Annotated in this window: 20 protein-coding genes and 1 pseudogene; 7 read left to right on the top strand and 14 right to left on the bottom strand. The window is 64.8% G+C overall.

The window, feature by feature from the left end; genetic code table 11:
- Positions 1–111 precede the first annotated feature (111 nt).
- Both G6P99_RS06865 and G6P99_RS06860 read left to right on the top strand, forming a co-directional pair.
- Positions 112–1,497 (top strand): MATE family efflux transporter, encoded by a 1,386-nt coding sequence (locus tag G6P99_RS06865; RefSeq protein ID WP_165127638.1) that lies wholly within the window; start codon positions 112–114, stop codon positions 1,495–1,497.
- A gap of 148 nt (positions 1,498–1,645) precedes the next feature.
- Entirely contained in the window at positions 1,646–2,089 is a 444-nt protein-coding gene (locus G6P99_RS06860) for a DUF2147 domain-containing protein (protein ID WP_029085480.1), read from the top strand.
- A 71-nt stretch (positions 2,090–2,160) separates the two neighbouring features.
- On the opposite strand, the gene G6P99_RS06855 is transcribed toward G6P99_RS06860, so the two are convergent.
- The 6 genes and pseudogenes from G6P99_RS06855 to G6P99_RS06830 all read right to left on the bottom strand — a co-directional run bounded on the left by G6P99_RS06855 (position 2,161) and on the right by G6P99_RS06830 (position 10,322).
- Complete coding sequence (locus tag G6P99_RS06855) at positions 2,161–3,324, bottom strand: IS4 family transposase (protein WP_165125720.1); 1,164 nt, start codon at positions 3,322–3,324, stop codon at positions 2,161–2,163.
- Between the two features lie 234 nt (positions 3,325–3,558).
- A complete protein-coding gene (locus G6P99_RS06850; protein ID WP_165127636.1) occupies positions 3,559–4,707 on the bottom strand; it encodes a DUF3095 domain-containing protein in 1,149 nt (382 codons plus the stop codon).
- A gap of 275 nt (positions 4,708–4,982) precedes the next feature.
- Positions 4,983–6,187, bottom strand: a pseudogene (gene zigA, locus G6P99_RS06845) (zinc metallochaperone GTPase ZigA).
- 339 nt (positions 6,188–6,526) lie between these two features.
- Positions 6,527–8,389 (bottom strand): molecular chaperone HtpG, encoded by a 1,863-nt coding sequence (gene htpG / locus G6P99_RS06840; protein WP_029085477.1) that lies wholly within the window; start codon positions 8,387–8,389, stop codon positions 6,527–6,529.
- Positions 8,390–8,473: 84 nt separating this feature from the next.
- On the bottom strand, positions 8,474–9,280 hold the full coding sequence (locus G6P99_RS06835; protein ID WP_029085476.1) for an MBL fold metallo-hydrolase: 807 nt from the start codon (positions 9,278–9,280) through the stop codon (positions 8,474–8,476).
- A 61-nt stretch (positions 9,281–9,341) separates the two neighbouring features.
- Complete coding sequence (locus G6P99_RS06830) at positions 9,342–10,322, bottom strand: AraC family transcriptional regulator (RefSeq protein WP_029085475.1); 981 nt, start codon at positions 10,320–10,322, stop codon at positions 9,342–9,344.
- Positions 10,323–10,509: 187 nt separating this feature from the next.
- On the opposite strand from G6P99_RS06830, the gene G6P99_RS06825 reads away from it, so the two are divergent.
- Entirely contained in the window at positions 10,510–11,073 is a 564-nt protein-coding gene (locus tag G6P99_RS06825) for a sigma factor-like helix-turn-helix DNA-binding protein (RefSeq protein WP_165127634.1), read from the top strand.
- On the opposite strand, the gene G6P99_RS06820 is transcribed toward G6P99_RS06825, so the two are convergent.
- Entirely contained in the window at positions 11,052–12,146 is a 1,095-nt protein-coding gene (locus G6P99_RS06820; RefSeq protein ID WP_334261944.1) for an asparaginase, read from the bottom strand. The two genes, G6P99_RS06825 and G6P99_RS06820, sit on opposite strands and share 22 nt — an antisense overlap.
- Between G6P99_RS06820 and G6P99_RS06815 the strand changes: the two genes are divergently transcribed.
- The 4 genes from G6P99_RS06815 to G6P99_RS06800 all read left to right on the top strand — a co-directional run bounded on the left by G6P99_RS06815 (position 12,125) and on the right by G6P99_RS06800 (position 17,418).
- Positions 12,125–13,519, top strand: coding sequence for an acyl-CoA dehydrogenase family protein (locus tag G6P99_RS06815; protein WP_246709463.1), 1,395 nt, complete (start codon positions 12,125–12,127; stop codon positions 13,517–13,519). The two genes, G6P99_RS06820 and G6P99_RS06815, sit on opposite strands and share 22 nt — an antisense overlap.
- A 172-nt stretch (positions 13,520–13,691) precedes the next feature.
- Complete coding sequence (locus G6P99_RS06810) at positions 13,692–14,306, top strand: TetR/AcrR family transcriptional regulator (protein ID WP_051346880.1); 615 nt, start codon at positions 13,692–13,694, stop codon at positions 14,304–14,306.
- Positions 14,307–14,558: 252 nt separating this feature from the next.
- Positions 14,559–15,713 (top strand): OpgC domain-containing protein, encoded by a 1,155-nt coding sequence (locus tag G6P99_RS06805; protein WP_029085471.1) that lies wholly within the window; start codon positions 14,559–14,561, stop codon positions 15,711–15,713.
- A 190-nt stretch (positions 15,714–15,903) separates the two neighbouring features.
- Complete coding sequence (locus G6P99_RS06800; RefSeq protein WP_029085470.1) at positions 15,904–17,418, top strand: ATP-binding protein; 1,515 nt, start codon at positions 15,904–15,906, stop codon at positions 17,416–17,418.
- Between the two features lie 184 nt (positions 17,419–17,602).
- Here the strand turns inward: G6P99_RS06800 and G6P99_RS06795 are convergent, their stop codons facing one another.
- The 7 genes from G6P99_RS06795 to G6P99_RS06765 form a co-directional block, all read right to left on the bottom strand.
- Entirely contained in the window at positions 17,603–17,992 is a 390-nt protein-coding gene (locus G6P99_RS06795; protein WP_035978692.1) for a hypothetical protein, read from the bottom strand.
- 61 nt (positions 17,993–18,053) lie between these two features.
- Positions 18,054–18,986, bottom strand: a complete 933-nt coding sequence (locus G6P99_RS06790) for a DUF2950 domain-containing protein (RefSeq protein WP_029085468.1) — start codon at positions 18,984–18,986, stop codon at positions 18,054–18,056.
- Entirely contained in the window at positions 18,983–20,746 is a 1,764-nt protein-coding gene (locus tag G6P99_RS06785; RefSeq protein ID WP_165127630.1) for a DUF3300 domain-containing protein, read from the bottom strand. The genes G6P99_RS06790 and G6P99_RS06785 overlap by 4 nt, the downstream gene beginning before the upstream one ends.
- An 82-nt stretch (positions 20,747–20,828) precedes the next feature.
- Positions 20,829–22,127 (bottom strand): TAXI family TRAP transporter solute-binding subunit, encoded by a 1,299-nt coding sequence (locus G6P99_RS06780; RefSeq protein WP_245284980.1) that lies wholly within the window; start codon positions 22,125–22,127, stop codon positions 20,829–20,831.
- Between the two features lie 120 nt (positions 22,128–22,247).
- The gene (locus G6P99_RS06775; RefSeq protein WP_245284979.1) at positions 22,248–22,661 is read right to left on the bottom strand and encodes a hypothetical protein; all 414 of its coding nucleotides are present in this window, start codon (positions 22,659–22,661) and stop codon (positions 22,248–22,250) included.
- A gap of 24 nt (positions 22,662–22,685) precedes the next feature.
- The gene (locus tag G6P99_RS06770) at positions 22,686–23,918 is read right to left on the bottom strand and encodes an HlyD family secretion protein (RefSeq protein WP_165127628.1); all 1,233 of its coding nucleotides are present in this window, start codon (positions 23,916–23,918) and stop codon (positions 22,686–22,688) included.
- Entirely contained in the window at positions 23,911–24,354 is a 444-nt protein-coding gene (locus tag G6P99_RS06765) for a hypothetical protein (protein WP_165127626.1), read from the bottom strand. The genes G6P99_RS06770 and G6P99_RS06765 overlap by 8 nt, the downstream gene beginning before the upstream one ends.
- Positions 24,355–24,429 lie beyond the last annotated feature (75 nt).

Genomic DNA, 24,429 nt, shown 5'->3' with positions numbered 1-24,429 from the left:
GGGTGGGGGTATCACCGCGAGTCGCATCGAGGAGGGAGCCCCCACCCAGATTGCATCTCCGATGCAATCCGACCTCCCCCCGCAAGCGGGAGAGGTGAAGGTTATCAGCGCATGACCATTGACGCCTCGATCGACGACGTCAGGCCCGCCGCGGTCGCGCCTGCGGTGCCGGTCGATCATCTGCTGACGGCGCCGATCCTGCCGACGCTGCTGAAACTTGCGATCCCCAACACCATCGCGATGTTCGGCTCGACCCTGGTCGCGGTTGCCGAGACCTCCTATATCGGCCGGCTCGGCACCGAGCCGCTGGCGGGCATCGCGCTGGTGTTTCCGTTCGCGATGCTGACGCAGATGATGTCGGCGGGCGCGATGGGCGGCGGCGTCTCGTCGGCGATCAGCCGCGCGCTCGGCGCCGGCGACCGCGACCGCGCCGCCGATCTGGCGCTGCATGCGGCGATCATCGGCGCCTGCGCCGGATTGTTCTTCACCGTGATGATGCTCGGCTTCGGCCAAAACTTCTACGCGCTGCTCGGCGGACGCGGCGGCGTGCTCGAGCAATCGATGCATTACTCGCAGGTGCTGTTCTCCGGCGCGATCTCGATCTGGCTGGTCAACACGCTGGCGTCCGTGGTGCGCGGCACCGGCGACATGCGGATTCCCTCGATGACGCTGATCACCGTCTCGCTGATCCAGATCGCGGTCGGCGGCGTGCTCGGTCTCGGCCTGTTCGGCATGCCCAGTCTCGGCATGCGCGGCGTCGCCGCGGGCCAGCTCACGGCCTTCACGTGTGGTGCGATCTTCCTTGCCTGGTATCTCGCCAGCGGCCGCAGCCGCCTCAAACTCGACTTCGCCGCGTTCAGCTTCCAGCGCGCGATGTTCCTCGACATCCTCAAGGTCGGCGCGATCTCCTGCCTGTCGCCGCTGCAGAGCGTGCTGACGATCCTAATCTTCACCAAAATCCTGGCGGGCTTCGGCACCGAGACGCTGGCCGGATACGGCATGGGCTCGCGGCTGGAATTCTTGCTGATCCCGATCGCGTTCGCGGTCGGCGTCGCCTCGGTGCCGATGGTCGGCATGGCGATCGGCGCGGGCCTGGTGACGCGGGCGCGCAAGGTGGCGTGGACCGCCGGCACCGTCGCCGGTCTCGTCGTCGGGCTGGTCGGGCTTGTGGTCGCGGTCAAGCCGACGCTGTGGATCGCGCTGTTCACCCGCGATCCCGGCGTGACCGCGGCCGCCTCGTCCTATTTCGCGCTGGCCGGCCCGGCCTTCGGCTTCTTCGGCGTCGGCGTCTGCCTCTACTTCTCCTCGCAAGGCGCGGCCAAGGTCGGCGGCCCCGTGCTGGCCGGCACCATCCGCCTGCTGCTGGTCGGTATTGGCGGCTGGTGGCTCGCTACCGTGAGCGCTCCGGCCTGGACGTTGTTCGCGCTGGTCGGCGGTGCCATGGTGGCGTTCGGCCTCGCCACCATCGTCTCGATCAAGCTGACCCGCTGGGGATAAACCGCGACGCCGCGGAGCGTTGCCTGAGCATGACCTTCCCGGAAAAGAGCAAGAAAATTTTCCAGACGACGCGCGCCTGATCGCGCAAATATGACATTGCAGAAATCTTTCGACTTGTTATGCAGGCCGGCCTTCTGGGGGATCAATCATGGCTTGCCGATTCGGACTCGTGATCGCAATCGTCGCGACGGCGCTTGCCGTGCCTGTCGCGCATGCGCAAAGCGCGCCTGAGCCGGCCGGCGTCTGGCAGACGCAGGCGGGCGATGCCCGCGTCAAGGTCAGCAAATGCGGCGGCGGCATCTGCGGCGTGGTGGTGAGCCTGCGCGACCCGATCGATCCGATGACCGGCAAGCCGCAGGTCGACAACAAGAATCCCAATCCGTCGCTGGCCAACCGGCCGATCATCGGACTGCCGCTGTTCGCCGGCATGCATCCGGTCGCCGCGGGCAAATGGTCGGGCCAGATCTACAACGCCGACGACGGCGGCACCTATGCGAGCAGCATCACGGTGACCGGCGAGAGCACGCTACGCGTCGAAGGCTGCGTCGGCGCGCTGTGCGGCGGCGAGACCTGGACCCGGGTCGGACGGTAGAGTCTAGCTGAACAGCAACCGCAAAGGGATTGCGCCCCTCTCCCGCTTGCGGCAGGGCTGTCCGGGAAAGCTCAGCCATAGCAGAACTCCATCTGGTTGGCGGAGGCTGTGGGTTTGCTGGGGCTGGGGTTGCTGGGCGGAGGCTTGTCGATAGTGGCAAGGGATCGGCGGGTGAACAGGAACTGGCCGACAAGTTCGGCCAGCCTGAGGGGAAGCATTTTGATGCAGTTGGCCCGCGCAGCGATGCGTAGCAGCAGGTAGGCAATCATCGCTGCAAGCACTTGCAGGCGGATCGCATTGTCGTTGGTGCCGAGAAACTTGCGGATATCGAGATGCTGCTTGATCCAGCGGAATAGCAGTTCGATCTGCCACCGGCTCTTGTAGAGGGCGGCGATCTCGACGGCCGTTCGCGTCATATCGTTGGTGAGAAGCGTGATCACGCCGCCGTTCTCCCGCCTGACCTTGATGCGCCGCAGTGGTATCGGCAGTCGCGAGTCGCCTTTGCTGGTGAGCTTCACCTCGTCATCGGCGATGACCTTGAAGCCATCGCCCTTGCGCTTGCGATTAGTGCGTCGCTTGATCTTGCGGAGACGCATGCTTGTCTTCGCCCGGGTGACGAAAAAAGCCTTGCTGTCATTGATCTTCTGCCACCAGTCGAAGCGGCAATATCCCTTATCGAACACGTAGGTTGTGCCCACCTGGATAGGGACATGGCGACCGATCTCGATGTCATTGACGTTCGCATCCGTCACCTCGACGCAGTCCGGGACATCGCCCTTGGGATCGTAGACCATATGCAGCTTCATGCCACGGATGCGGCCGTTCCACGCCGCCCAGGTGCAGAGCTTGCCCAGCGGGATCGGACTGGCGTCGATCAGGCGCACCATCTCCTGGCCTTCGCTCCGCAACTGCCGGCTTGCCATCGCTGATAGTCTGGCAAAGGTTTGCGCAAAAACGCCGGACGGGCGGCGGGCATTGGCATCCGATAGCGTCGAGCGGGACAACCTGCCGGTGCCCAGATGATAGTGGTGCTGAGGATTGGCGTTGAAGCCGGCCACCACGGCGCGCAGGCTGTCGTGACTGCTCAGCTGCGCATAGATCAGCGCCACCAGGTGATCCCAACTCCTGAACGATTTGTCGTAGGCATCCCCGTCCAGACGATCCACAGCCGTCTGAAACTGCCGTCGATTGATCGGTTCAAGCAGCCTTCCAAAAATGCTATCGCGGAATCGCATGCTCGGCCTTCTGTGTCTCGACAACCAGAAAAGGCCGATTTGCCTCGGTCTTGCCGAGCATGCACCGCGACATAGTGAATCATTCCCCGGACAGCCCTGCGCTTGCGGGGGAGGGTCGGGGTGGGGGCTCTCTCCACGAGTCATATTGTGGAGAGAGCCCCCACCCGTCGCGCTCCGCGCGCCGACCTCCCCCGCAAGCGGGAGAGGTGCACCGGATTCGCGGTCAGACCGAATCTACACCGCACGCGTCTTCAGCACGGTCGCCGCCGAGGCATAGCCGCCGCGGGCGCCGTCGATGAAGTGGACGTGGTCGGCGCGCATCACCGACGGCGTGAAGCAGGTCATCATCGCGGCATCCTGTTCGTGCAGGCCGTAGCGCACGACGCCCTGCGCGGCCGCGGCGACCAGGCGCTGTTCGAGCTCGGCGGCGAGCTCCAGCGTGCAATCCAGGATCATGCGCAGGCCGTCGTCAAACTTGCGGAAGTCGGAATTCTCGACCACCTGCCGCACATAGTTTTTCGGCACGAACTTGCCGACCGGGATATTGAACCGCATCAGCGTGTAGGCCCACAGCGTGAACGCGAGTACCGTGGCACGGCGTAGCGCGAGCGAGCCGCCGCGCCGCGCGCGCGCCTCGTATTCAATCCCCTGCGGCGGCCAGCGCAGCGGCGGGCCGCTTGCAGGCACCGGCCGTCCGGCCTCCGGGCTCTTCTCCACCCGCACGACGATGTCCTCGATCACCCTGCGGAAGGCGGCGGGATCGGCGTCCTTCGCCGGCAGCACCAGCACCGAGAGGATGACGCCGCGCACTGAGGGCATCACCTCGAAGCGGCAGGATAGGCCGGACAGATCGGGCTGCGTGCCCGGCGGCGCCGGATCGACCGCGAACTCGTCGCGCTTCATCGCGGCATCGGCGTAGGCCAAGCCACCGCCGGAGAACATCGCATAGGACAGATTGGCCGACGGCCCGAAGCGCGCGACGCGGACATCGGCGCCCGCGGCGCGGATCGCCGCCATCGGCACCAGCGCCACCCGCAGCACCAGATCGAGGTCGTCCTGGACCCAGCGGGCGGTCGCGGCCAGCGCCTCGCGCGCCTTGTCGAGATCGGCGGGGGAGATCGCGAAGCTCGCGCCGTCGCCGCCGAACACGAAGGGGAATTCGCGGCCATCGAGCGCATTGGTGACGGAGGCGACCACCGCGGCGCCGGCCATGTTGACCGCCTTGTAGCGCTGCGCCGCGATCGCCTTGGTCGACTCAACGATATCGGCGACGCCGACCGTCCAGTCATCGGGCAGCCGCGCATACAGCGCCGGATCCATCAGGCGCGCGAAGCCGCGAAACACCGGAATGCTGCCGTAAAAGATCTCGCTGCCGCCCGCCATCGCAACGCCGCGCCGTTGTTTGCCTGCTACGAATCTCTCTAGCAGATACGCGGCAGGTTGGGGCGGGGTTTTGAAAGCGTAGCCCGCAGGAGCCAAGTCCCGTCATCCCCGCGCAATGGCTTCGCCATTGTCGCTGGAGGTGCGAGCCTTGCGGCGCATTTGCGCCGCTGGGCGAGCCTCGAAGGATGCACGGCCCTGCTCGTGGCCGTCGATCCTTCGAGACGCTGCTTCGCGGCACCTCAGGATGACGGAGATAGAGCAGCGTGGCCCGATACTCACGCCGCCTCGCCTGCCCTTCTCCACGGCGGAAACGGATCGCGCAGTTTTTTCCAGGCCTGCGGGTCCATGCCGGGCCGGCCCGTGACGAGGCAGGCATCGAGCCGGCGGCGAATATCGTCCTCGTTCATCCCCGCACCGATGAACACCAGCTCCTGGCGGCGATCGCCATAGAGGTCATTCCAGCTCCGCTGCATCATCAGCTGCCAATCCGGATGATCCGGCCACCGCTCGCGCGGGATCGCCGCCCACACGAGCCGAGGCCTTCGGTGCGGACGATCGCGCCGGCCTGGCTCATCTCGCCGCACCAATCCGGGCGCGTCGCGATCCAGAAATGGCCCTTGGCGCGGATCACACCGCCCCAACTCTCGCACAGGAAGCCGTGGAAGCGCGCCGGATCGAACGGGCGCCGCGCGCGATAAACGAAGCTCGTGATGCCGTATTCCTCGGTCTCCGGCACATGCTCGGCAAAGCCGTAGAGCTCCTTGTGCCAGAGCGGATGCTGCTGCGCGCGCTCATAGGCGAAGCGGCCGGTGTCGAGCACGCGGTCGAACGGGACTTTGGCAAAACTCGCCTCGACGAGTTCGGCGTCGGGATTGAGCGCGCGCACGATGGTCGCCGCGGCCTCGCGCTCGGCCGGTGTCGCGGCATCGACCTTGTTCAGCACGACGACGTCGGCGAACTCGATCTGCTCGACCAGCAAATCGACCAGCGTGCGCTTGTCGCCGTCGAGCGCCTCGCCGCGCTGGGTCAGGAAATCGGTCGAGGCATAGTCCTTCAGGAGATTGGCGGCGTCGACCACCGTGACCATGGTGTCGAGCCGCGCGACGTCGGAGAGGCTTTGGCCATCTGCATCGCGAAACTCGAAGGTCGCGGCGACCGGAAGCGGCTCGGAAATGCCGGTCGATTCGATCAGCAGATAGTCGAAGCGGCCGCTCTCGGCCAGCGCGCGCACCTCCTTCAGGAGATCGTCGCGCAGGGTGCAGCAGATGCAGCCATTGCTCATCTCGACCAGTTTCTCGTCAGTCCGGGACAGGTTCGCACCGCCATCGCGAACCAAGTCGGCATCGATGTTCACCTCGCTCATGTCGTTCACAATCACCGCAACCTTCAGGCCGTGGCGGTTGTTCAGGACTTGGTTCAGCAAAGTGGTCTTTCCAGCCCCGAGGAAGCCGGACAAGATGGTGACGGGGAGTTTTGGCATCGAGATCAAACAGTTGTTGGAGGGATGGGCGGCGGCGGGACATGGGTCACTGGATTTATGTAATGTTATAACATAACATCATCGCGGCCGCGACCTGTCAAGCGCCGGAATACGGCGCGGCGCTATTTGCGTTGTTCACGAAGGCGTAGCCCGGTTGAGGGAAGCGATATCCGGGGTCAACTCGTGCCTGCGGCCATGCTCCTGGTCCCGTCATGCTTGAGGAGCCGCGAAGCGGCGTCTCGAAGCACGACGGCCCCGCTGCAACAGCTCGGCCGTGCATCCTTCGAGACGCGCTTCGCGCTCCTCAGGATGACGGCGATAGAGAGCTACGAATCTTCCCTACTTCGCCACGCCGCGCAGCACGAGCTGGTTCATGCGGCTCGCGAAAGCGGCCGGATCGTCGGGCATCTCGCCGTCGAGGATCTGCGCTTGCTCGAACAGCAACAGCGACAGGTCCTTGGCCTGCGCGGTGTCGGTCGCGAGCGCTGCGACCAGCGGGTGACGCAGATTGATCTCGAGGATCGGTTTGGTGATCGCGCCGCGGTTCTGCTGGGCGAGCAGCCGCTCCAGCGCGCGATCGCGCGCGTCACCGCCGGCGACCAGGCACGACGCGCTCGCGGTCAGCCGCTGCGAGGCGCGCACATCGGAGACGCGCTCGCCGAGCGCATCCTTGATCACTGCGATCGTGGTCGCGGCATCGGCGGCCGGCTCGTCCTTGTTGTCGTCCTTGTCGTCGGAAAGCGGGATCAAGCCGAAATCGACATCGCCCTGGCTGAGCGACTTCAGCGGCTTGCCGCCGAAATCGAGCGGCGCCGAGGTCCAGAACGCATCGACCGGATCGGTCAGCAGCAGCACCTCGATGCCGCGGGCACGCGCCGATTCCAGCTTCGGGTTCGACTTCAGCCGCTCGACGCTGTCACCGACGAGGTAATAGATCTCGGTCTGGTTCGGCTTGAAGTCGTCGACAACTTGCTTCAGCGAGCGGTTCTCGCCCGACGTCGTGGTGAAGCGCGCCAGCGCCAGCAGTTTTTCGCGGCGCTCGAAATCCTCGTAGAGGCCTTCCTTGATCACCGGACCGAACGCGTCCCAGATCTTTGCGAACGTCTCCGGCTCCTTCTCGCCGAGCGTTTCCAGCTCGCCGATCACCCGGCCGGTGACCGCCTTGCGGATTTGCGCGAGCTGCGGATTGTTCTGCAACATCTCGCGCGAGATGTTGAGCGGCAGGTCCTCGCTGTCGATCACGCCGCGGATGAAGCGGAGATAAGCCGGCAATAGCTCGGCATCGTCGGCGATGAAGACGCGGCGGACATAGAGCTTGACCTTGCCCTTGCGCTCGACCTGGAACAGGTCGAACGGCTTGGCCGATGGCGCGAACAGCAGCACGGCGTAGGACTGCCGGCCTTCGGCGCGGTAGTGCAGCGTCATCGCCGGTTCGTCGAAGGCGCCTGCGATCTGCTTGTAGGCCTGCGCATAGTCTTCCGGCGAAAGCTCCGACTTCGAGCGCTGCCACAGCGCGCTCGCCGAGTTGATCTGGCGCGGCTCGCCCTCCTCCGGCACCAAAAGGATCGGAAACTGGATGTTGTCGGAATATTCGCGGACGATGCGCTCGATCTCGTAAGCCTCGAGATATTTGGCGGCGTCCTTTTTCAGATGCAGCACGATCTCGGTGCCGCGCGCGACACGCTCGGCGGCCGCCTCGCTGGCCGGCGCGATCTCGAAGCCGCTGCCGCCTTCCGACGACCACACCCACACTTCATCCGAGCCGGCGCGGCGGCTGGTGACGACGATCTTGTCGGCGACCATGAACGCGGCATAGAAGCCGACGCCGAACTGGCCGATCAGATTGGCGCCGTCCTTGGCCTCGGTCAGCTTCGACAGGAACGACTTGGTGCCGGAGCGCGCGATGGTGCCGAGATTATCGATCAGCTCCTGACGCTCCATGCCGATGCCGGTATCGACCACGGCGAGCGTATCGGCGGCCTTGTTCGGGACGATCCTGATCTCCGGCGGCGTGCCGTCGGTGATCAGGCCGGGATTGGCGATCGCCTCGTAACGCAGCTTGTCGCAGGCATCAGATGCGTTCGAGATCAGCTCGCGCAGGAAGATATCGGTCTCGGAATAGACCGAATGCACCATGAGGTGCAGCAATTCGGCAACCTCGGCCTGGAACGGCTGGGATTCGGCGGCGGCAGTCGTGGTCATGCGGAAACTCGGACAATCGCAGGTGGCGGGAAAGCCCTGATATAGCGTGATCGCGCCGCCTGGCAAGCCAAGCGGGGGGAACCGTCAGCCCGAGATCGCCGCGAGATAGCGCTCGACCGAGCGATCGAACGCCGCTTTGGCGTCCGAGGCGATGTTCTTGCCCCACCAGGCGCCATAGACCCGCTCAAAGGCCAGCGGCGCGACCGCGCGCGCGACGCGGCGGACCGCGGACGCATTGAGCGGGATGTAGTTCGGGTAGGAATACATGAAGCTGACCGAACGGCGATCCATCGCCACCATCGCGATGTCGCCGGTCAGCAGCGCACCGCGCCCGTCGGCGCCCTTGCGCCAATGCAGCATGGTGGCGCCGGCAAAATGGCCGCCGGCCCGCAGCAAAAGGATGTCGTCGGAGATGCGATGGCTGTCGCCCTGCCACGGCACGATCGACGGATGCGGCCGCGTCACCCATTGCGCGTCGTCGCCATGCAGATAGACCTGCGCATTGTCGAACGCCGCGCTCCAGTCGGCGACCGCGCCATAGTAATGCGGATGCGAGATCGCGATCGCCTTCAGGCCGCCGAGCGACCTGACATGCGCGATCGCCTCCGCTGTTGCCAACGGCACGCAGTCCCACATCACGCAGCCGCCGCGGTCCGGCACCAGGAGCGCGCGCTGACCGATCGCAAATGCCGGCTCGAGCGCGATCCCGACCAGACCGAGATCGTCGCGCCAGACCAGCCGATGCCGCCCGGCGAGCTCCTCGCGCGTCAGCCAGGCCTGCCCTTTCCAGTTCACATATTGCCGCTCGTCCTCGCAGATCGGGCAGGACGGCGGCGGCGCCGCGGTTTCAGGAAATTGCGCGCCGCATTGTTCGCAGGTCCAGATAGGCATTGGGAGAAGCCACGCGTTGGGATGAAGCCGGTCCCCGCTCTACGTCAGCAGCGCGAGGCGTTCAATGCCTGCGCCCCAGTTCCATCTGCATCTCCGCCGGCGCGACGCCGAATTTTCTGCGGAACGAGCGATGGAAATAGGACAGGTCGTTGAAGCCGGCCGTATAGGCGATGTCGCTGACCTTGCGGCCGGCGCCCTGTTCGTGCAGCAGCAGCCGGCGCGCCAGCAGCAGACGCTGCTCGAGCACGAATTCCGAGAACGTGGTCCCGGCGGAGGCGAACAGGCGCTGCGCCTGCCGCGTGCTCAGCGCATTCGCGCGCGCAACGGCCTCGATCGTGAGGTTGCCGTTGTCGAGGTTTTTCAGAACGTCGGCCTTCATCAGATCGAGCCGCGTCTTCGCCACTCCGTCGCCTGCGGCCAGTTCCTTCTGCTCGGCGCTGCTGCCGAGCACGAGACCGACCAGATCCGCCAGATGATGCGCCGCCGCCTGCTGGCCCGGCGCGTCGAGATCGCCGGCAAGGTCGGTGCAGAGCGCAGAATAGCGTTCGATCATCGCGCTCAAGGCCGGGTCGCGCCCGAGCGCCCGCGCCAGCTGCGTCTCGACCGACGGCGTCGCCTGGAGCAGCAGGCGCCGCGGAAACCGCGTCGTCATAAAGCTGCCGGACTGGGTGAGATCGGCGGTGCCGACGATATTCATTTCGGTGAGGCACATCTGGCCGCGCGCCAGCTCGATCGCCTTGCTGCCCTGTGTGACCTGCACCATGCCGCGCGTCGCGAAGATCAGGACGAGGTCGTCACAGCCGTCGTCCAGCAGGGCGCGGGTGCGGGCAAAGCGGGCCGAGCCGCCGCGTGGCGTCGCAATCGCGACCGTATGCAGCAGCGTGAACTCGTTGTGGCAATCGATGCGGTTGTCGTCGGTCGGTGCGACATCGAGCCGGCAGAAGCCGCGGCAAATGCCCTCGCGCCACGCCTCATAGGCCGGCCCCCTGGCCAGTCCGTGATGGAAAATCGAGAACCGGTTGGGCACCTGCGTCTCGGACATGATCCGTGCTCCGAAAGCCCGATCGTTCGAAACGAGGCGATGAACGATCACGTTCTGCCAGATATGCGCAGGTCGGGCGCGCTTGTCGTTCCTGTCCCTACGCTTGGCGCGACGGTCCACGACTCCGGCGGGGAGCCTGATACCACTCCGCCGATTGCTGGTAAAGCTATTCACGAGATGCAACCCTATGATGCGAAATGCGGAAGCCGGGAATAAAACCGCGCAGCAGTTTCGTGACGCGGCACTGCCGTGTCTCGACGATGCCTATGCGTTCGCCCAGGTCCTGATGCGAAGTGAGGCGGACGTCGAACAGGCCGTGCAGGAATGCTATCAGCGCGCCCTGCACCAGTTCGACGGCTTGCGTGGACCGGCCGTGCGGCCGTGGCTGCTTGCGATCCTCAAAGCTGTCTGTCAGGAGAAGCTCGGCGAGAAGCCCGGCCGCCGCGGCACGCCGGCGGATGCTGCCGGCACGAATGGAACTTCCGCCCCGCGTGGCACCCCGACGATCCGGCAACTCATCGACGAACTGCCCGCGCCGCTCGGCGAGGTCATCGCGCTGCGCGAAGTCATCGATCTCTCCTATAAGGAGATCGCCGAGGTCACCGGCATTCCAGTGACCACCGTGATGTCGCGCCTCGCCGAGGCCCGCGCGCGGCTGCTCGCGGCGCGCCGCGCCGCAAAGGCAGCGCCGGAGGCGAGGCCCACAGGCGGCGGGTCAAAACTAACGGTCTACCGCGCGAATGCCTGTTGAACCGCCGAGGACTCCGTGATGCCGTTGGCGATCAGGAGCTGAAGCAACACCCGCGCCTTCTGTGGATTGAGATCGAGCGCGACCGCAAAGCCGAGCTTGTCGTCCTCGACCTCGACGTTGCGGTTCACGAAGCCCGAGCCGACGCGGCTCGAGCGCACGACCACGACGCCCTGCTTCGCCGCGGCCGCCAGCGCATCGATCGCGCCCTTCGATGAATTGCCGTCGCCGACGCCGGCGAGCACGATGCCCTTGGCGCCGCGCTTGACCGCGTCCTCGATCTCGGCGGCGTCCATGTTGGCATGCGAATAGATGATGTCGACCCGCGGCAGCGGCGGCGCATCCGGCAGCTTCAGCTTGGCACTCTTGACCGGTACCGCCGGCTGCAGGAAGCGCGGCGAGCCGGTGTCGACATAGCCGACCGGCCCGGCATCGGCCGAGCGGAACGTCTCGACGCTGGTCGTGTTGGTCTTCTGCACCCAGCGCGCCGCATGGACGGTGTCGTTGAGCACCACGAGCACGCCGCGGCCGCGGGATTCCGGCGCCGAGGCGACCCGCATCGCCTCATAGAGATTGGCCGGGCCGTCGGCACCGATCGCGGTCGAGGGCCGCATCGAGCCGACCAGCACGACCGGGATGTCGGTGTCCAGCACGTTTTGCAGGAAGAACGCCGTCTCCTCCATCGTGTCGGTGCCATGGGTGACGACGACGCCGTCGACCTCCTTGTTGTCGATCGCGGCGCGGATTCGCTTGACGAGGTCGAACCAGACCTTGTCGTTCATGTCCTGCGAGCCGATCGATGAAATCTGCTCGGCCGAGATCTGGGCAAGATTTTCGATGCCCGGAATCGCCGCCACCAGATTCGCCGAGCTGACCTTGCCCGAGTCATAGGCATTGCCGGCGCGCGCGCTGGCCTGGCCTGCGATGGTGCCGCCTGTGCCGAGCACGAGCACACGGGCGAGCGTGGTGTCGGTGGCCCTTTGAGCCGCTGCCGGCGACGCAAGCCCGACGACAAGGGCAGCGGCAAGGCCGGCGATCCATCGCGCGGAATAGCTTGATTGAACCGAGTGCAGCATCATTTTCTTTCCCCAGTGACAACTTTCCTGCCCACAACTCGTGGTTTTATCCCGCAACAAATCGACGAAGTTGCGGCGGAAAATGTCGTGGACGACATCCCGGTTCTCGCCGCGTTTCTTCGCCACTCCCGCAAAATATTGACATCTCCCGGATGACGGCGCACATTTTTCGAAGATTATTCGAATTTTTGAGCAAGCCCATGGATTTTCAGCTTCCCGACGAGTTGCGCGTGCTGCAGGGACGGGTGCGCGAATTCGTGCGCAGCGAGTTGCAGCCCCACGATGCCGCGATCGAGGCGACCGGCGAGGTGCCCGAGAGCGCCATGGCCGGCCTGCGCAGGATGGGATTGTTCGGAACCAACACGCCAAAACAATTCAGCGGCCTCGGCCTCTCGATGCTGGGCAGCTGCATCGCGATCGAGGAGCTCGCGAAGGCCCACACCGCCTTCTACTATCTGAGCGGGGTGAACGTTCATATCGGCTCGAAGGCTATCGAGTTCTACGCACAGCCCGCCGTTCGCGACCGATGGTTGCCCGAGCTTGCCAGCGGACGCGTGATCGGCGCCTTCGCCCTAACCGAGCCGAACGCCGGATCCGACGCCGCCCGTATCCAGACCCGGGCGCGGCGGGACGGCGATCATTACGTGCTCGACGGAAGCAAGACCTACATCACCAATGCGCCGGTCGCCGGCGTCTTCACCGTATTCGCCACGCTCGACCCGTCTGCCGGCGCGAAGGGCATCGCTGCCTTTGTCGTCGATGCGAAGACCCCGGGCCTGCGCATCGGGCGCCTGGTCGAGATGGCCGCCGGGCGCGGCTCTGATCATGCCGAGGTGATCTTCGAGGGCTGCCGCGTGCCGCGCGAGAATCTGCTGGGCCAGGAGAGTGAAGGATTTGCCATCGCGATGCGGTGCCTGGATGCCGGGCGCACGCATTGGGGCGCCTATTGCGTCGGCGCGGCGAGCCAGCTGCTGGACTATGCGCTCGATCATGTTTCCGAGCGGGAAACATTCGGACGCAAACTGCGCGACCATCAGGGCATCGAGTGGCAGATCGCCGACATGGCGAGTTCGCTGCACGCCGCGCGCCTCGTCGCCTATGAGGCGGCCTGGCGTTACGACCAGGGCGACGCGGCCGCGCGTACCGCCGCGGCGGCGCTCTCCAAATATACCGGCGCCGACATGGTGCAGCGCGTCGCCGACATGACCATGCAGCTGTTCGGCGGTGCCGGTTATTCCAAGGACCTGCCGCTCGAACGTATCTGGCGGGAAACACGGGTGGTGCGAATTCTGGATGGCACATCCGAGATCATGCGCCAGATCATCGCCCGCAATGCATTCCGCAACCATGAACGGCGCAACGCAACCATCTGACAACAGCCTCTTCCATTTATGTTGCAATTGTCCTTGGTGATCCACTTCCGCTGTCTTAGTGTTTTGCGGGGATGGGAGATTCTTGTTCTGACGCGTTTCTTTGCGCGAGCCGGTATCCATCCCGGATCAAGTCCGGGACAGGCTTCGCTCGAAAGCGCTCTTGGAGAAGGAAGTGGCTTCGGGGACGATACTCAAGCTCAAGCAACAACGCAGCCGCGACCGGCGCGAGCAGATTCTCTCGGCAGCCACCAGGCTGTTTGGCGAGAGAGGCATCGATGGCACCTCGCTCACCGACATCGCCGCGGCGGCCAAGGTGCCGCTCTCCAGCCTCTATGATTATTTCGAGGACAAGCGCGCGCTGGTGCTCGATGTGCCCGCGGGCAATTTCGAGGCGCTGTATCAGAAGACCGAACCGCTGCTGGTCAAGGGTGGCGACCCCGTCGAACAGCTCCGCATCATCTTCCTGACCAACTTCCAGTACATCAAGGACAACCCGGGCTGGGGCCGCGTGTTCTTCCTGGAGATATGGCCGAGCGTGCTTGCCGCCGAGCCGCGGGTGAAGAAGGCGGTCGACAAATACGCGCTGCTCTATGTGCAGCTGCTCAAGCAGGCGAGCCGCGCCGGCACCTATCGCAGGAACCTCGACCCCTACACCGCGATGTCGCTGATGATGGGCGGGATGTGCCACCTCACCGCGGTCTGGCTGCTCTACGGCCGCAAATACGATCTGGTGAAGAAGGGCAAGGCGCTGTTCACCACGCTGCACAACGGGTTCGTTCGGCGTTAGTTGTGCGGGTGTGCGGCCCCAGCTCTCTCGGATGGGTAGAGCGCAGCGAAACCCATCATTCGTTAGGCCGGCACGGAGTGATGGGTTTCGCTTCGCTCTACCCATCCTAAGCACTGAACGAACCGGCATGGCGGTTCTCATCCGAGCATGATCTTTCTAAAACCGTTACACAACTATGCTGATCCTGCTCTAGTATGATGCTGTGTGCGCGCGCTTTGCGGAATGCGCGAGGTTGGGGAAGGGAACGAACCGATGGACGTCAAGGCTGTCCTGCCGCCGCGTGGCCGCGACTATCGCCTGGATCTCTTGCGTGGCTTCGCCAACTGGGCGATCTATCTCGACCATATCCCGAACAATGCGGTGAACTGGATCACGCAGAAGAATTTCGGCTTCAGCGACGCGGCCGACCTGTTCGTGTTCATCTCTGGCTACACCGCATCATTCGTCTATGCGCGGATGATGCTCGAGCGCGGCACCGTGATCGGCGCCACCCGCCTGATCAAGCGGGCCTGGCAGATCTACGTCGCGCACGTCCTCTTGTTCGTGATCTATATCGCCGAGATCGGCTATCTCTCCCAGCGCTACCACGACCCCAACCTGGAGAACGAATTCAACGTCGCGGGCTTCATGCACAACCCGGCCGAGACGCTCTATCAGGGCCTGCTGCTGGCGTTCAAGCCCGTCAACATGGACGTGCTGCCGCTCTATATCGCCCTGATGGTTTGCTATCCGCTGGTGCTGTGGGCGATGTTGCGCAAGCTCAATCTGACGCTGCTGGCCTCGTTCCTGCTCTATCTCGCCGCACGGCATTTCGGCTGGAACCTGCCGGCCTATCCGTCCGGTACATGGTATTTCAACCCGTTCTGCTGGCAGTTCCTGTTCGTGTTCGGCGGATGGTTTGCGCTCGGCGGCGCCAGCGAGTCGATCTCGTTCATCCGCTCGCGCGCTTTCCTTTGGCTCGGCGGCGCCTATCTGTTGTTCGCGCTGGTGATGACGCTGGCGGGCCGCTTCCCGGAGCTCGGCCAGGCGATGCCGGCCTGGCTCTATGATGCGTTCAACCCGAACGACAAGACCAACCTCGCGCCCTATCGCGTGCTGCACTTCATCGTGCTCGCCTTCTTCGTCACGCGCTTTTTGCCGCGCGAGTGGCCTGGATACGAATGGCCGATGTTCCAGCCGATGCTCAAATGCGGCCAGCAGTCGCTCGAGGTGTTCTGCTCCGGCGTCTTCCTCGCCGTCATCGCGCATGTCTTGCTGGTCGAGGTCTCCGGCAGCATCTGGATGCAGATCCTGGTCAGCGTTGTCGGCATCGTGCTGATGACCGCGCTGGCTTACTACCGCTCGTGGTCGAAGAAGGTCGACAAGGCGCCGGCGAAAGCGCCGGCCGCCGCCAAGCCGGCGGAGTAGACCGGGGCGACCGCGCACGATCGATCTTGCGCGCGCCGGGCCGCCGCAGCGACTCGGCACCCCTCGCAGTGAACGGTTTCCGGCTTGTCCACCTCCCGGCCGTCCCTGGGGATGATGTCGCGGTTCGCTCGACGGGGCGCGATCGGCTTGTTAAGCCGCGTCTCCGCAAGGATGATTTGAGTCGGGGCAGATGACCGTAGCGATCGAGATGGGACAGACGACGGCCGGCGCTTCGGCGGCCATCGACCTCGAGGAGCTGTTGGCGACGCGCCTCCTGGTGCAGGGCAATTCGGGTTCCGGCAAATCCCATCTGCTGCGCCGGCTGCTGGAACAGAGCGCGCCCTGGGTGCAGCAGACCATCATCGACCCCGAAGGCGACTTCGTCACGCTGGCCGAGCGCTTCGGCCACCTCGTCATCGACGCCGAAGACCATACCGAGCGCAGCCTGCAGGTCGCCGGCGAGCGCGTGCGCATCCACCGCGTCTCCACCGTGCTCAATCTCGAAGGGCTCGACGCCGAGAACCAGATGCGGCGGGCGGCGGCTTTCCTCGGCGGAATGTTCGAGGTCCCCCGCGACCACTGGTATCCGATGCTGGTGGTGGTGGACGAGGCGCAGCTGTTCGCGCCGGCGGTTGCGGGCGAAGTGACCGACGAGGCGCGCAAGCTCTCGCTCGGCGCGATGACCAACCTGATGTGCCGCGGCCGCAAGCGCGGCCTTGCCGGGATCATCGCAACCCAGCGGCTCGCCAAGCTCGCCAAGAATGTCGCGGCCGAGGCGTCCAACTTCCTGATGGGCCGCACCTTCCTCGATATCGACATGGCGCGCGCCGCCGACCTGCTCGGCATGGAGCGGCGGCAGGCGGAAGCCTTCCGCGACCTCGAGCGCGGCCAGTTCATGGCACTTGGACCCGCGCTCTCGCGCCGCCCGCTCGGCTTGCGCATCGGTCCAACCGACACGCAGCCGCGCAACGCGGCGCCGCGGCTGATGCCGCTGCCGGAAGCAGCACTTGAGGACGCGCGCGCCATCATCCTGGCAGCGCCGCCGCCCGAGACCGTGCGTCCGTCGCGCCGGGCGCCGTCGCCGGACCTGCTCAGCCAGCTGATGGCCGCCAAGCAGCCGGCGCCGGAGCCAAGTCCCGAAGCCGCGGAGCCGCCGCTCAGCGCCGAGCAATTGACCGAGCGGCGGGAGCGGCTGGACCGTATCCTGCGCGCCATCCTCGCCGAACCCGACGCCGGCTTCCGCGCCATCGGCGTGCTGTATCAGGAGTTCGTGGTCCGCTGCCGCATCGAAGGGCTCGGCGCCGTCGTGCCGGAGCTGACCGATTTCCGCCGCATGTTGACGCGCGCCCGCGCCGGGCTCGGCACCGAGATGGCGGAAGACGACGCGTGGCAGGATGTCTCGATGCGCGCCGCGCTGCTGCCCGAGGACATGCAAGGCGTCTTCATGATGATCGCCCGCGCCGCGAAGGAGGGCTGGCCCTGCCCGAGCGATGCCGCGATCGCACGCGCCTACGGCACCCACTCGCTGCGCCGCGCCCGGCATCTTTTGACCTATATCGAGGAACAGGGCCTGATCGTCTGCCAGCTCGACGGCGCCGGCCGGCGGACCGTGACCCTCGTCGAACTCGCCTGGGCGACCGCGGCGGCCGATCCGAATGCGGATGAGGTGGCGGCGGAGGCGGCTGCGAGCTGCTCAACTCCATGATCTGAGGTTTGAGCAGCGAAGCGCACGATCCAAGGTGCACTCAACAACGAAAATGCCCGCCGAGAGGCGGGCTTTTTCGGTTTTCAGGCCAATCGTGGCTCGCCCGAGTTAGCAGCGCTACGCGCCGGAGCGTTTTCGCTTTTCCGAGCCTCTCCCTAGAGAATAGGCTGAATACAGCTCGAGTTCACCGCAACGAGATTGTGAGCCCGCCGAGGTTTGCGGCAAATTCCAGTCCTGCTTTCGGCCCTTTGAGCGTAAGCAGAACACCGCGTTCATTTCGCATGCTCACGCCGCCCACGCCGGCAGCCCATGCGCCGCCTCCTCCGACCAGCGTATAGCTGCCGGCGAAATCGTTGACCTCCCTGATGCCAGAGGCGGTGCCTTCCAGCCAGGTCACCGACGCACCCGCGCTTAAGCCGAGGCTGAAGCCGGACACGATGAACCGATAGTGCCGCCCACGGTAGGTGAGCGTGCCGCTCCCGCCGCCACCACCCACGACGAGAGCTGCCTTCACGAACTTGACCTGGACATGGCCAGTCGCCTGTGCGGAGCATGGCGTGACCGACAGGATCATCGCCGCAAGCGCCAGTATGACGGGACGGATCGTGCATCGCATCGCTGCGGCCCCTCTGAGCTCAGGGATTTGTAAGGTCGATCTTCTTCCAGGTGTGATCCGGATCGAAAACGATCATGCGCGAGGCGAGGAAATCGGTGCGTGAGCCGAGATCCTTTTGATAGACAGTGCCTGCGTGGTTGACCAGGAACGTCATGACGCCGGAATTGGCGTATTCGGCGGGATAGGCGACCAGTGCAAATCCACCGATCATCTTGCCCTTCACGACATAGTTCAGCGCGCCGCCCGGGGCGTCGGAGCCCTGCGCTTTCAGGATCCGATAGTAGTATCCGTGATACGGCGCGCTCTGCTCGCCGACCTTGTAGCCCTCCGCCGCGGCCTGCGCGGCCAGCTCACCGAGCGGACTCGGGTCCTTGTCGTCGCGCCAGAACAATCCGTCGGTCTTGCCCGGCCTGCTGACGATGCGCTGGGCATAGGCGCCCACACCCTCGCCGCGATCCTTTTCAGCATATTCATTCTGAGCGTCGACATAGGCGAGACAGGTCTGGATCGCAGCAAGCTCGTTATTGCCAATCCTGCGGTAGAGGATTTCGCGACGTCCCGCAGCCGCGTCAAAGCTCCAGCCGTCGCGGTTGTTGACGAGGGGAATCGGGAACGGGAAGTCGTCGGGCCCCAGAATCAGGGTGGCCTTCTTATTGTCGTCGGCCCTGATCGAATGCTTGGCGTCGTAGGCCGAAAGGAAGCGCTGTCGCGCATTGGCGTCGGCGACATCGTCGCCCGACTCAATGATGTCGGCAGCATCGCGGCCCAGCACTTTCAGCATGGCCCGGCTCGTGCCGGCCTTGACGGCGGTCGCCAAGGCGGACGCTGCGTCTTCGGGATTGGGGAAGCCCTGCTGGGCGCGAGCCGGAGACAGCAGCAGAGCGAGTGCTGCTGCCGCAGCGATGCCGACGGAAGCAATGCGATTCAATCGCAAGGACGAAGAGCCTGTCATTGTGATGCCTCCGACCGAGATGGAATCTTCGCACCAGTGGCACGCCATTCGTCGTAGCTGCGAAGCTTGAGGCCGAGCTTGTCGTAATAGACCCTGAGATAGCCGTCGGCACCGCGCGTCACCGCCGCTGGCATGACGTGCTCGACTTCCTGCGCCATCACGCCGACATAGGATTTGCTGCTGCCGAGATAGCTGAAGCGGTAATAACCGAGGCCGTTGGAGAGATATCCAAGCAGTTCGATGTCGTGCTTGAGCGCGATGTCGGAACGCCGTCCGCCGCCACCGCCGCCGCGAAAGCCGCCGCCTCCTCCACCGCCACCACGGAATCCGCCTCCGCCGCCACCCTGGAATCCACCGCCGCCACGACCGGCGAAGCTTGCTCCGCCGCCGCCACCGCGCGGCATGCTGGCCATGCTCGATCGACCGCGCGCCGATGCCGCCGCAGCTGCCCGTCCGGACGACACGTTCATGGCACCGCCGCGATTGCCGCCGCCACCGCGATTGGCCGCAGCTGCGCGGTTACCGGCATTGCCGCGGTTGGCAGCCTTTGCGCGATCGCCGCCCCCCTTTGCGCCGGCTCGATCGCCGCCGCCCTTTGCTCCAGCTCGATCGCCGCCGCCCTTTGCACGATCTGAGGCACCTGCGCGATCGCCGCCACCAGGCCGATCGCGCGTGCCGGCACGATCTCCGCCGCGGTCACCACCGCGGTCACCCGCACGATCCGCCGCTCGATCTCCTGCTCGATCACCCGCCCGATCTCCGGCTCGATCACCTGCCCGATCTCCGGCTCCCTGGTTCGGACGCAGCACTTGCTGTCCGTCCCGGCCGCGGAAATCCATTCGGTCCGAGACGCCGGCCTTCACATTATTGCCGCCGAACCGCTGCTGGACGTTGGTGTTGCTGTAGCGGACGCCTTGCCGGTGCGCAGGGTTGTGCTGCCAGCTGTTGCCGATATTGTTCACCCGGTTGTAGTGGTTGACGTAGACGTTGCGGTTGCCCCAGTTGCACCCGCCGCCCCAGTAGTTGCCCCAACGGCCAATTGCCCATCCCGCGCCGAACGCCAGGCCGGTCGCGATGACGCCCGCGCCGATATAGGACGGATACCCGAAGTAGTCAGGTGGATATTCCGCGTATGGCCAGGTGCCGTAGACTGTGGCCGGTTCATAATAGGGCACGTACATCGTATTCGGATCCGCCGACTCGATTACGACCACCTGCTTGTTCTCTTGTGTTTGAACGCTGACCTTCTGCTGCTTGGTCGTCACCAGTTTCTTGTTGTCATAGGCCTTCGACCGCAACCGCTGAATCGCATCCATCACATCCGGTTGTTGCGCGAGCACCGCATCGCCCAGATTTTTGGTCCAATCGATCTTTTCGCTCATCATCGAAATAACGTCGGGCGTGCTCGCAAGCGCCTTCACACTGTCGTCCCAGGCCTGCTTCTCGACCTCGGTCTTCAACGCATCGCCTTTTAGATTCTTGCGCTCCTTCAGCCAGCGATCGGCCTGCACAACTTCCAGTGGGTATGTCGACGCCGCCAGCACGTTGGCCAGCAGCTCGTCGGGATAGAGCGCAATCGGCGCGACCAACGCTTCGAGCTGCTCGGGCTTCAACAACTTGTCAGCCGGCTGCGCTGTCGGCGCGGCTGCCTGTGGCTGACTACTCTGCGCTGGCGGCTTGTCGGCGGTTTGCGCCACCGCAGCGACGGGAATGGCCGATACCAGCGCAATCGCAACCAGAATCTTGCCCCAACGGAACATCGCGACCTCCATCGACACCGACGGTCGACAGCATCGGCCACGGCCGCGTCCCTCCTTTGATCGAGATCAAGGAAAGCGTCGCTCAGCTTCCGGCCGGGCCCGGCTGCTGCGACGCAAGATGGGCACGGCGATCATGGATCAGGTTCTCGAGCCGATGGGCCGCAACGTTCACCGCGGTGACGGCACGCTCGGCCTGGTCGTCCCCGACCGGCTGCTTACGCTGCGTCCGCAGCACCTGGTCGATTTCGCGCTCGATCGCTTCCAGCTCCGGCATAAGCTCGGCCGCCCGGATCCGCGGCCCCAGCGCGTAAAGCATGTCGAGCGCCTCCTGGCGGCTCGGTGCCTCGACCGGCCGGAGAAACTTCCAGGCCGCGGCGAGCACCGATGCAAGGCCGCCCGCGATCATCGGCGCCAGGAAAATCGCATTTCCCCATTGATCGAGAAAGCTCTCCCGGGTCCCTTCGTAGAATGCGGCGGCGCCCGGGTGCACGGGGATGTAGGCATCTGCATCGGTGTCGGGCGTCGCGATTTGCGCCAGCCCCGGCAACTCAGCGAGCAAATTGTGGCGGGCGGTCATGATCGACTGGGTCAAGTCGCCAATCAGATCGTTGCCAAGCTTCTTCTGCGCCACCAGGTAGAATGAGGTCCGCAGCGTCGTCAGGTCGTCGGGGGGAATTGGCGGCGAACCCCGCAATGTTCCCTTGGGCACGTCGAAGCTTTCGTAGGCCCGCTCCTTTTCGGCGATCGCGCCCGCCGACTCGATGGCAATCATCACGGGCCCGGTTCGCGAATTTTGCGGGAGAACGCCTCGCAGCAGGGACAGATATTTCTCGGTCAGAGGCATCACGACCAGGATGGCGCGGACCTCCTTGGCCTCCAGGGCCCGGCGCGCGTCCGATGGCAACAGCGGCTTGAACGTCACGCCCGCGCGCGCGAGATCGTATTCGTCCGACAACACCTTGATCAGCTTCTGATTGGCCTCGAACCCGATCACGCCGAGAGTGGCGCGCTTCAGCTCCGTCACGTCAGATATCGAAGTACCGGGCGGAGCAATGATCAGTGCGACGGCGTGGGCCAGCACGATCACGGCCTGGGCCTGCGACAGGTCGCCGACATCGCCGCGCACCACCGCAAGATCGACCTTTCCGGACGCGAACGCAGCGGCAGACTCGAGCGGCCCCGTGGTCTGGACCAGGCGCAGCCGGACTGTGGCTTTCGACTCCGTGAGCTTGCCGGCGATCGCCGAAATGAGCTTGTTCGCTTCGCCATCGAGCGAACCGACGGCGACGGTGAGCGTTGTCGGCCGAAGATACCAGCGATAGGCCAATAAGCTGGCACCCCCGAGCATCAAAACGAGCCCGGCCACCAGGGCGATGCGCAACGACCTCGGTAAACTGCTAGGATCCACGGAGCGTCACTCGGTCAATCCGGCGTTGACCGGATTCTGCTTCACAACGCTCAATATATCGGGCCGCAGAGATTGGTCAAAGGCTGCATTCCGCTAGAGTTTGCAGCGATGATAGGAGACCTGCATCCCCTCGACGCCCGGAAACTCGCGCGTGATGGTGTCGTCGTCGACAACCTTGAGGAAGAACTGGACGTTGGACACCATGATCCCCGAAGCGCAACTCACAATGATATTGAGGTCCTTGCCATCATCCTTGCGCGACTTGATCTTGCAGTTCTCGAACTTGCCCCTGAGGCGATCGGCCTCGGCGATGAACCCGCCGCCATAGATCCCGGAGAAATTCGTGAACGTGACCTGGTTCGCCCTGCCCTTGCGGGCGAACACCTTGCCGCATTGGTCCGCGCTTGTGGCCCAGGCGCCGGCGAGATCGAACGCGTGCGCGCAATCCGGCAATACGAACATCATGCCCGCTAGCACTATTACGCGACGCTTGCCGTCCGGTTTCATCTCCCGTCTCCCTGTTCGCGCCCGTCAGTGACCACTCAACACCAGCGTCTGGATCGGCAGCAGCAGCGCCTGGATCCGAAGCAGCAATGCATGAACAAGTGCAGTCGCGTCGACGACGTGCAGGGCAAAACCCTTCAACGCGCCGGTTTTCGGATCGGCGATCACGTCATGGTTGCTGGTGTAGGCATTGACGATGCAACTGCTGCCCGGTGTCACGCCGTCAAGGCCGCCCTTGTAGAGCGGCTCAAGGAACACGAGGATCGAGCCGGGCTTTTGCAGGCTCTGCGGGTCGATCAACAGCTCGGTGGCCCGAAACTGGCCGGCGGCGATGAAATCCTGCACGCTGGTGACGACCAGCGGAATGATCACCCAGGGTTTCGAGATACACGTGGCTTCCGCGACCATGCCGGGCTTCATGACCTGGGCCTCGATCTGCCCGAACCCCGCCTGCAAGCTGTTCCGGCCGGCTTCGTCGGGTATCAGGATTCCGGCCGGCCGCATGATCTGGGCCACAAGATCCCCGGGGCGAACGAGGAATTGCTCGACGCGGCCATCGACGCCGGCACGGATGAACGTCTTGTCGAGATCCACTTGCGCCTGCGCCTGCGCGGCCTCGGCACTTGCCCTCTCGGCCGGCAGAAGCGTAGTGACGCGCAACGTCGCCGATTGCTTGACGGCGCTAGCGGCATCGACGCCGGACTGCCGCTGATCAACCAGAACCTGCAGCTTCTCGATGTCGCGTTGCGGCACAATGCCGGGATTGCGGCGTTGCAAGTCGCTCTTCACATCCAGCTCGTCCTTGGCTTGCTGCAAGGAGGCTTTCGCCTCCCCGATCTGAGCGTCCGCCTTGACGACATCGGCCTGCGCCGAGATCAGCGACGCATCCACCTCGGCGATCTTTCGCCTGGCGGTCTCGAGCGCAGCCTCCTGCCTCGAACTATCGAGCCGGAACAGCACGTCCCCCTTCTTCACCGGCGCGGTGAAGCCGACATTGACCTCGACGACGCGGCCGGAGCCCTCGGGCAGGATCGGCACGGTCCTGAAGTAGATCGCCGCGGAGGTTGTCGAGGGATGAAAATAGAAGATCATCGTGATCAGCGAGATCGTGAGCATCAGGCAGCCGGTGATACCCCACCTCAGTTCGTACCAGACGGAGAAGAACGTGATCTCCTTGCCGAACCGCTTGCCCTGCCGATAGCGGCGGTAGAGGTAATCCGGCAGGATCGTCACCAGCGAGCAGATCATCAGCTCAAGCATGGTTGTGCACCTCTTGCTTCGCGGGCGTCCGGACGTCGGGACTGCCGCCAGATACGGATTCGGCTTCCGGTTCGGCAGCGGGCGCGCCCGGCTTGGCGTCGGCTATGCGCTCGACGGAATCGGCAATGCTGCGCATCGGCGTGCCGAAATCCGGCAGGTCGATGAGTGCCAGCAGCAGGCCGGCGACCCAGAAGATATGCATGTGGGTGAAAAGCGATATCAGGCCGAGGACGGCGACGATCTCAAACTGCAGCTTCTGCGACTTGTGCGCCATGCGCTCCGGCAGGCTGTGCAGTTTCCAGTAGAGGGTGCCAACCCAGAAGACTGTAGCTACAAGGAAAATGCCCATCACCACCATCAGGGTGTCCGACCCGTCGACGCCGGGAATGAAGAACGGCAGATGATGGGGGGCTGCCGGATGCATCTGTTCGCTCAAATTTTATCTCCGTTCCGGGCGCTGGCGCTTCGCAACCGTGCCTCGCACCCTGCCTTCCTGACGCGCGGCTTGCTT

The sequence above is a fragment of the Bradyrhizobium sp. 6(2017) genome (assembly GCF_011058295.2).
In the GTDB taxonomy this organism is placed as follows: domain Bacteria; phylum Pseudomonadota; class Alphaproteobacteria; order Rhizobiales; family Xanthobacteraceae; genus Bradyrhizobium; species Bradyrhizobium septentrionale.
Note: the sequence above shows the minus strand (reverse complement) of the source record. Positions and strands in the feature narration are given on the sequence as shown.

Excerpts from the sequence above, each read along its gene's own strand:
- G6P99_RS06865 (WP_165127638.1), top strand. The coding sequence starts at position 112 with ATGACCATTGACGCCTCGATCGACGACGTCAGGCCCGCCGCGGTCGCG.
- G6P99_RS06860 (WP_029085480.1), top strand. The coding sequence starts at position 1,646 with ATGGCTTGCCGATTCGGACTCGTGATCGCAATCGTCGCGACGGCGCTT.
- G6P99_RS06855 (WP_165125720.1), bottom strand. The coding sequence starts at position 3,324 with ATGCGATTCCGCGATAGCATTTTTGGAAGGCTGCTTGAACCGATCAAT.
- G6P99_RS06850 (WP_165127636.1), bottom strand. The coding sequence starts at position 4,707 with ATGGCGGGCGGCAGCGAGATCTTTTACGGCAGCATTCCGGTGTTTCGC.
- htpG (WP_029085477.1), bottom strand. The coding sequence starts at position 8,389 with ATGACCACGACTGCCGCCGCCGAATCCCAGCCGTTCCAGGCCGAGGTT.
- G6P99_RS06835 (WP_029085476.1), bottom strand. The coding sequence starts at position 9,280 with ATGCCTATCTGGACCTGCGAACAATGCGGCGCGCAATTTCCTGAAACC.
- G6P99_RS06830 (WP_029085475.1), bottom strand. The coding sequence starts at position 10,322 with ATGTCCGAGACGCAGGTGCCCAACCGGTTCTCGATTTTCCATCACGGA.
- G6P99_RS06825 (WP_165127634.1), top strand. The coding sequence starts at position 10,510 with ATGATGCGAAATGCGGAAGCCGGGAATAAAACCGCGCAGCAGTTTCGT.
- G6P99_RS06820 (WP_334261944.1), bottom strand. The coding sequence starts at position 12,146 with ATGCTGCACTCGGTTCAATCAAGCTATTCCGCGCGATGGATCGCCGGC.
- G6P99_RS06805 (WP_029085471.1), top strand. The coding sequence starts at position 14,559 with ATGGACGTCAAGGCTGTCCTGCCGCCGCGTGGCCGCGACTATCGCCTG.
- G6P99_RS06800 (WP_029085470.1), top strand. The coding sequence starts at position 15,904 with ATGACCGTAGCGATCGAGATGGGACAGACGACGGCCGGCGCTTCGGCG.
- G6P99_RS06795 (WP_035978692.1), bottom strand. The coding sequence starts at position 17,992 with ATGATCCTGTCGGTCACGCCATGCTCCGCACAGGCGACTGGCCATGTC.
- G6P99_RS06790 (WP_029085468.1), bottom strand. The coding sequence starts at position 18,986 with ATGACAGGCTCTTCGTCCTTGCGATTGAATCGCATTGCTTCCGTCGGC.
- G6P99_RS06785 (WP_165127630.1), bottom strand. The coding sequence starts at position 20,746 with ATGTTCCGTTGGGGCAAGATTCTGGTTGCGATTGCGCTGGTATCGGCC.
- G6P99_RS06775 (WP_245284979.1), bottom strand. The coding sequence starts at position 22,661 with ATGAAACCGGACGGCAAGCGTCGCGTAATAGTGCTAGCGGGCATGATG.
- G6P99_RS06770 (WP_165127628.1), bottom strand. The coding sequence starts at position 23,918 with ATGCTTGAGCTGATGATCTGCTCGCTGGTGACGATCCTGCCGGATTAC.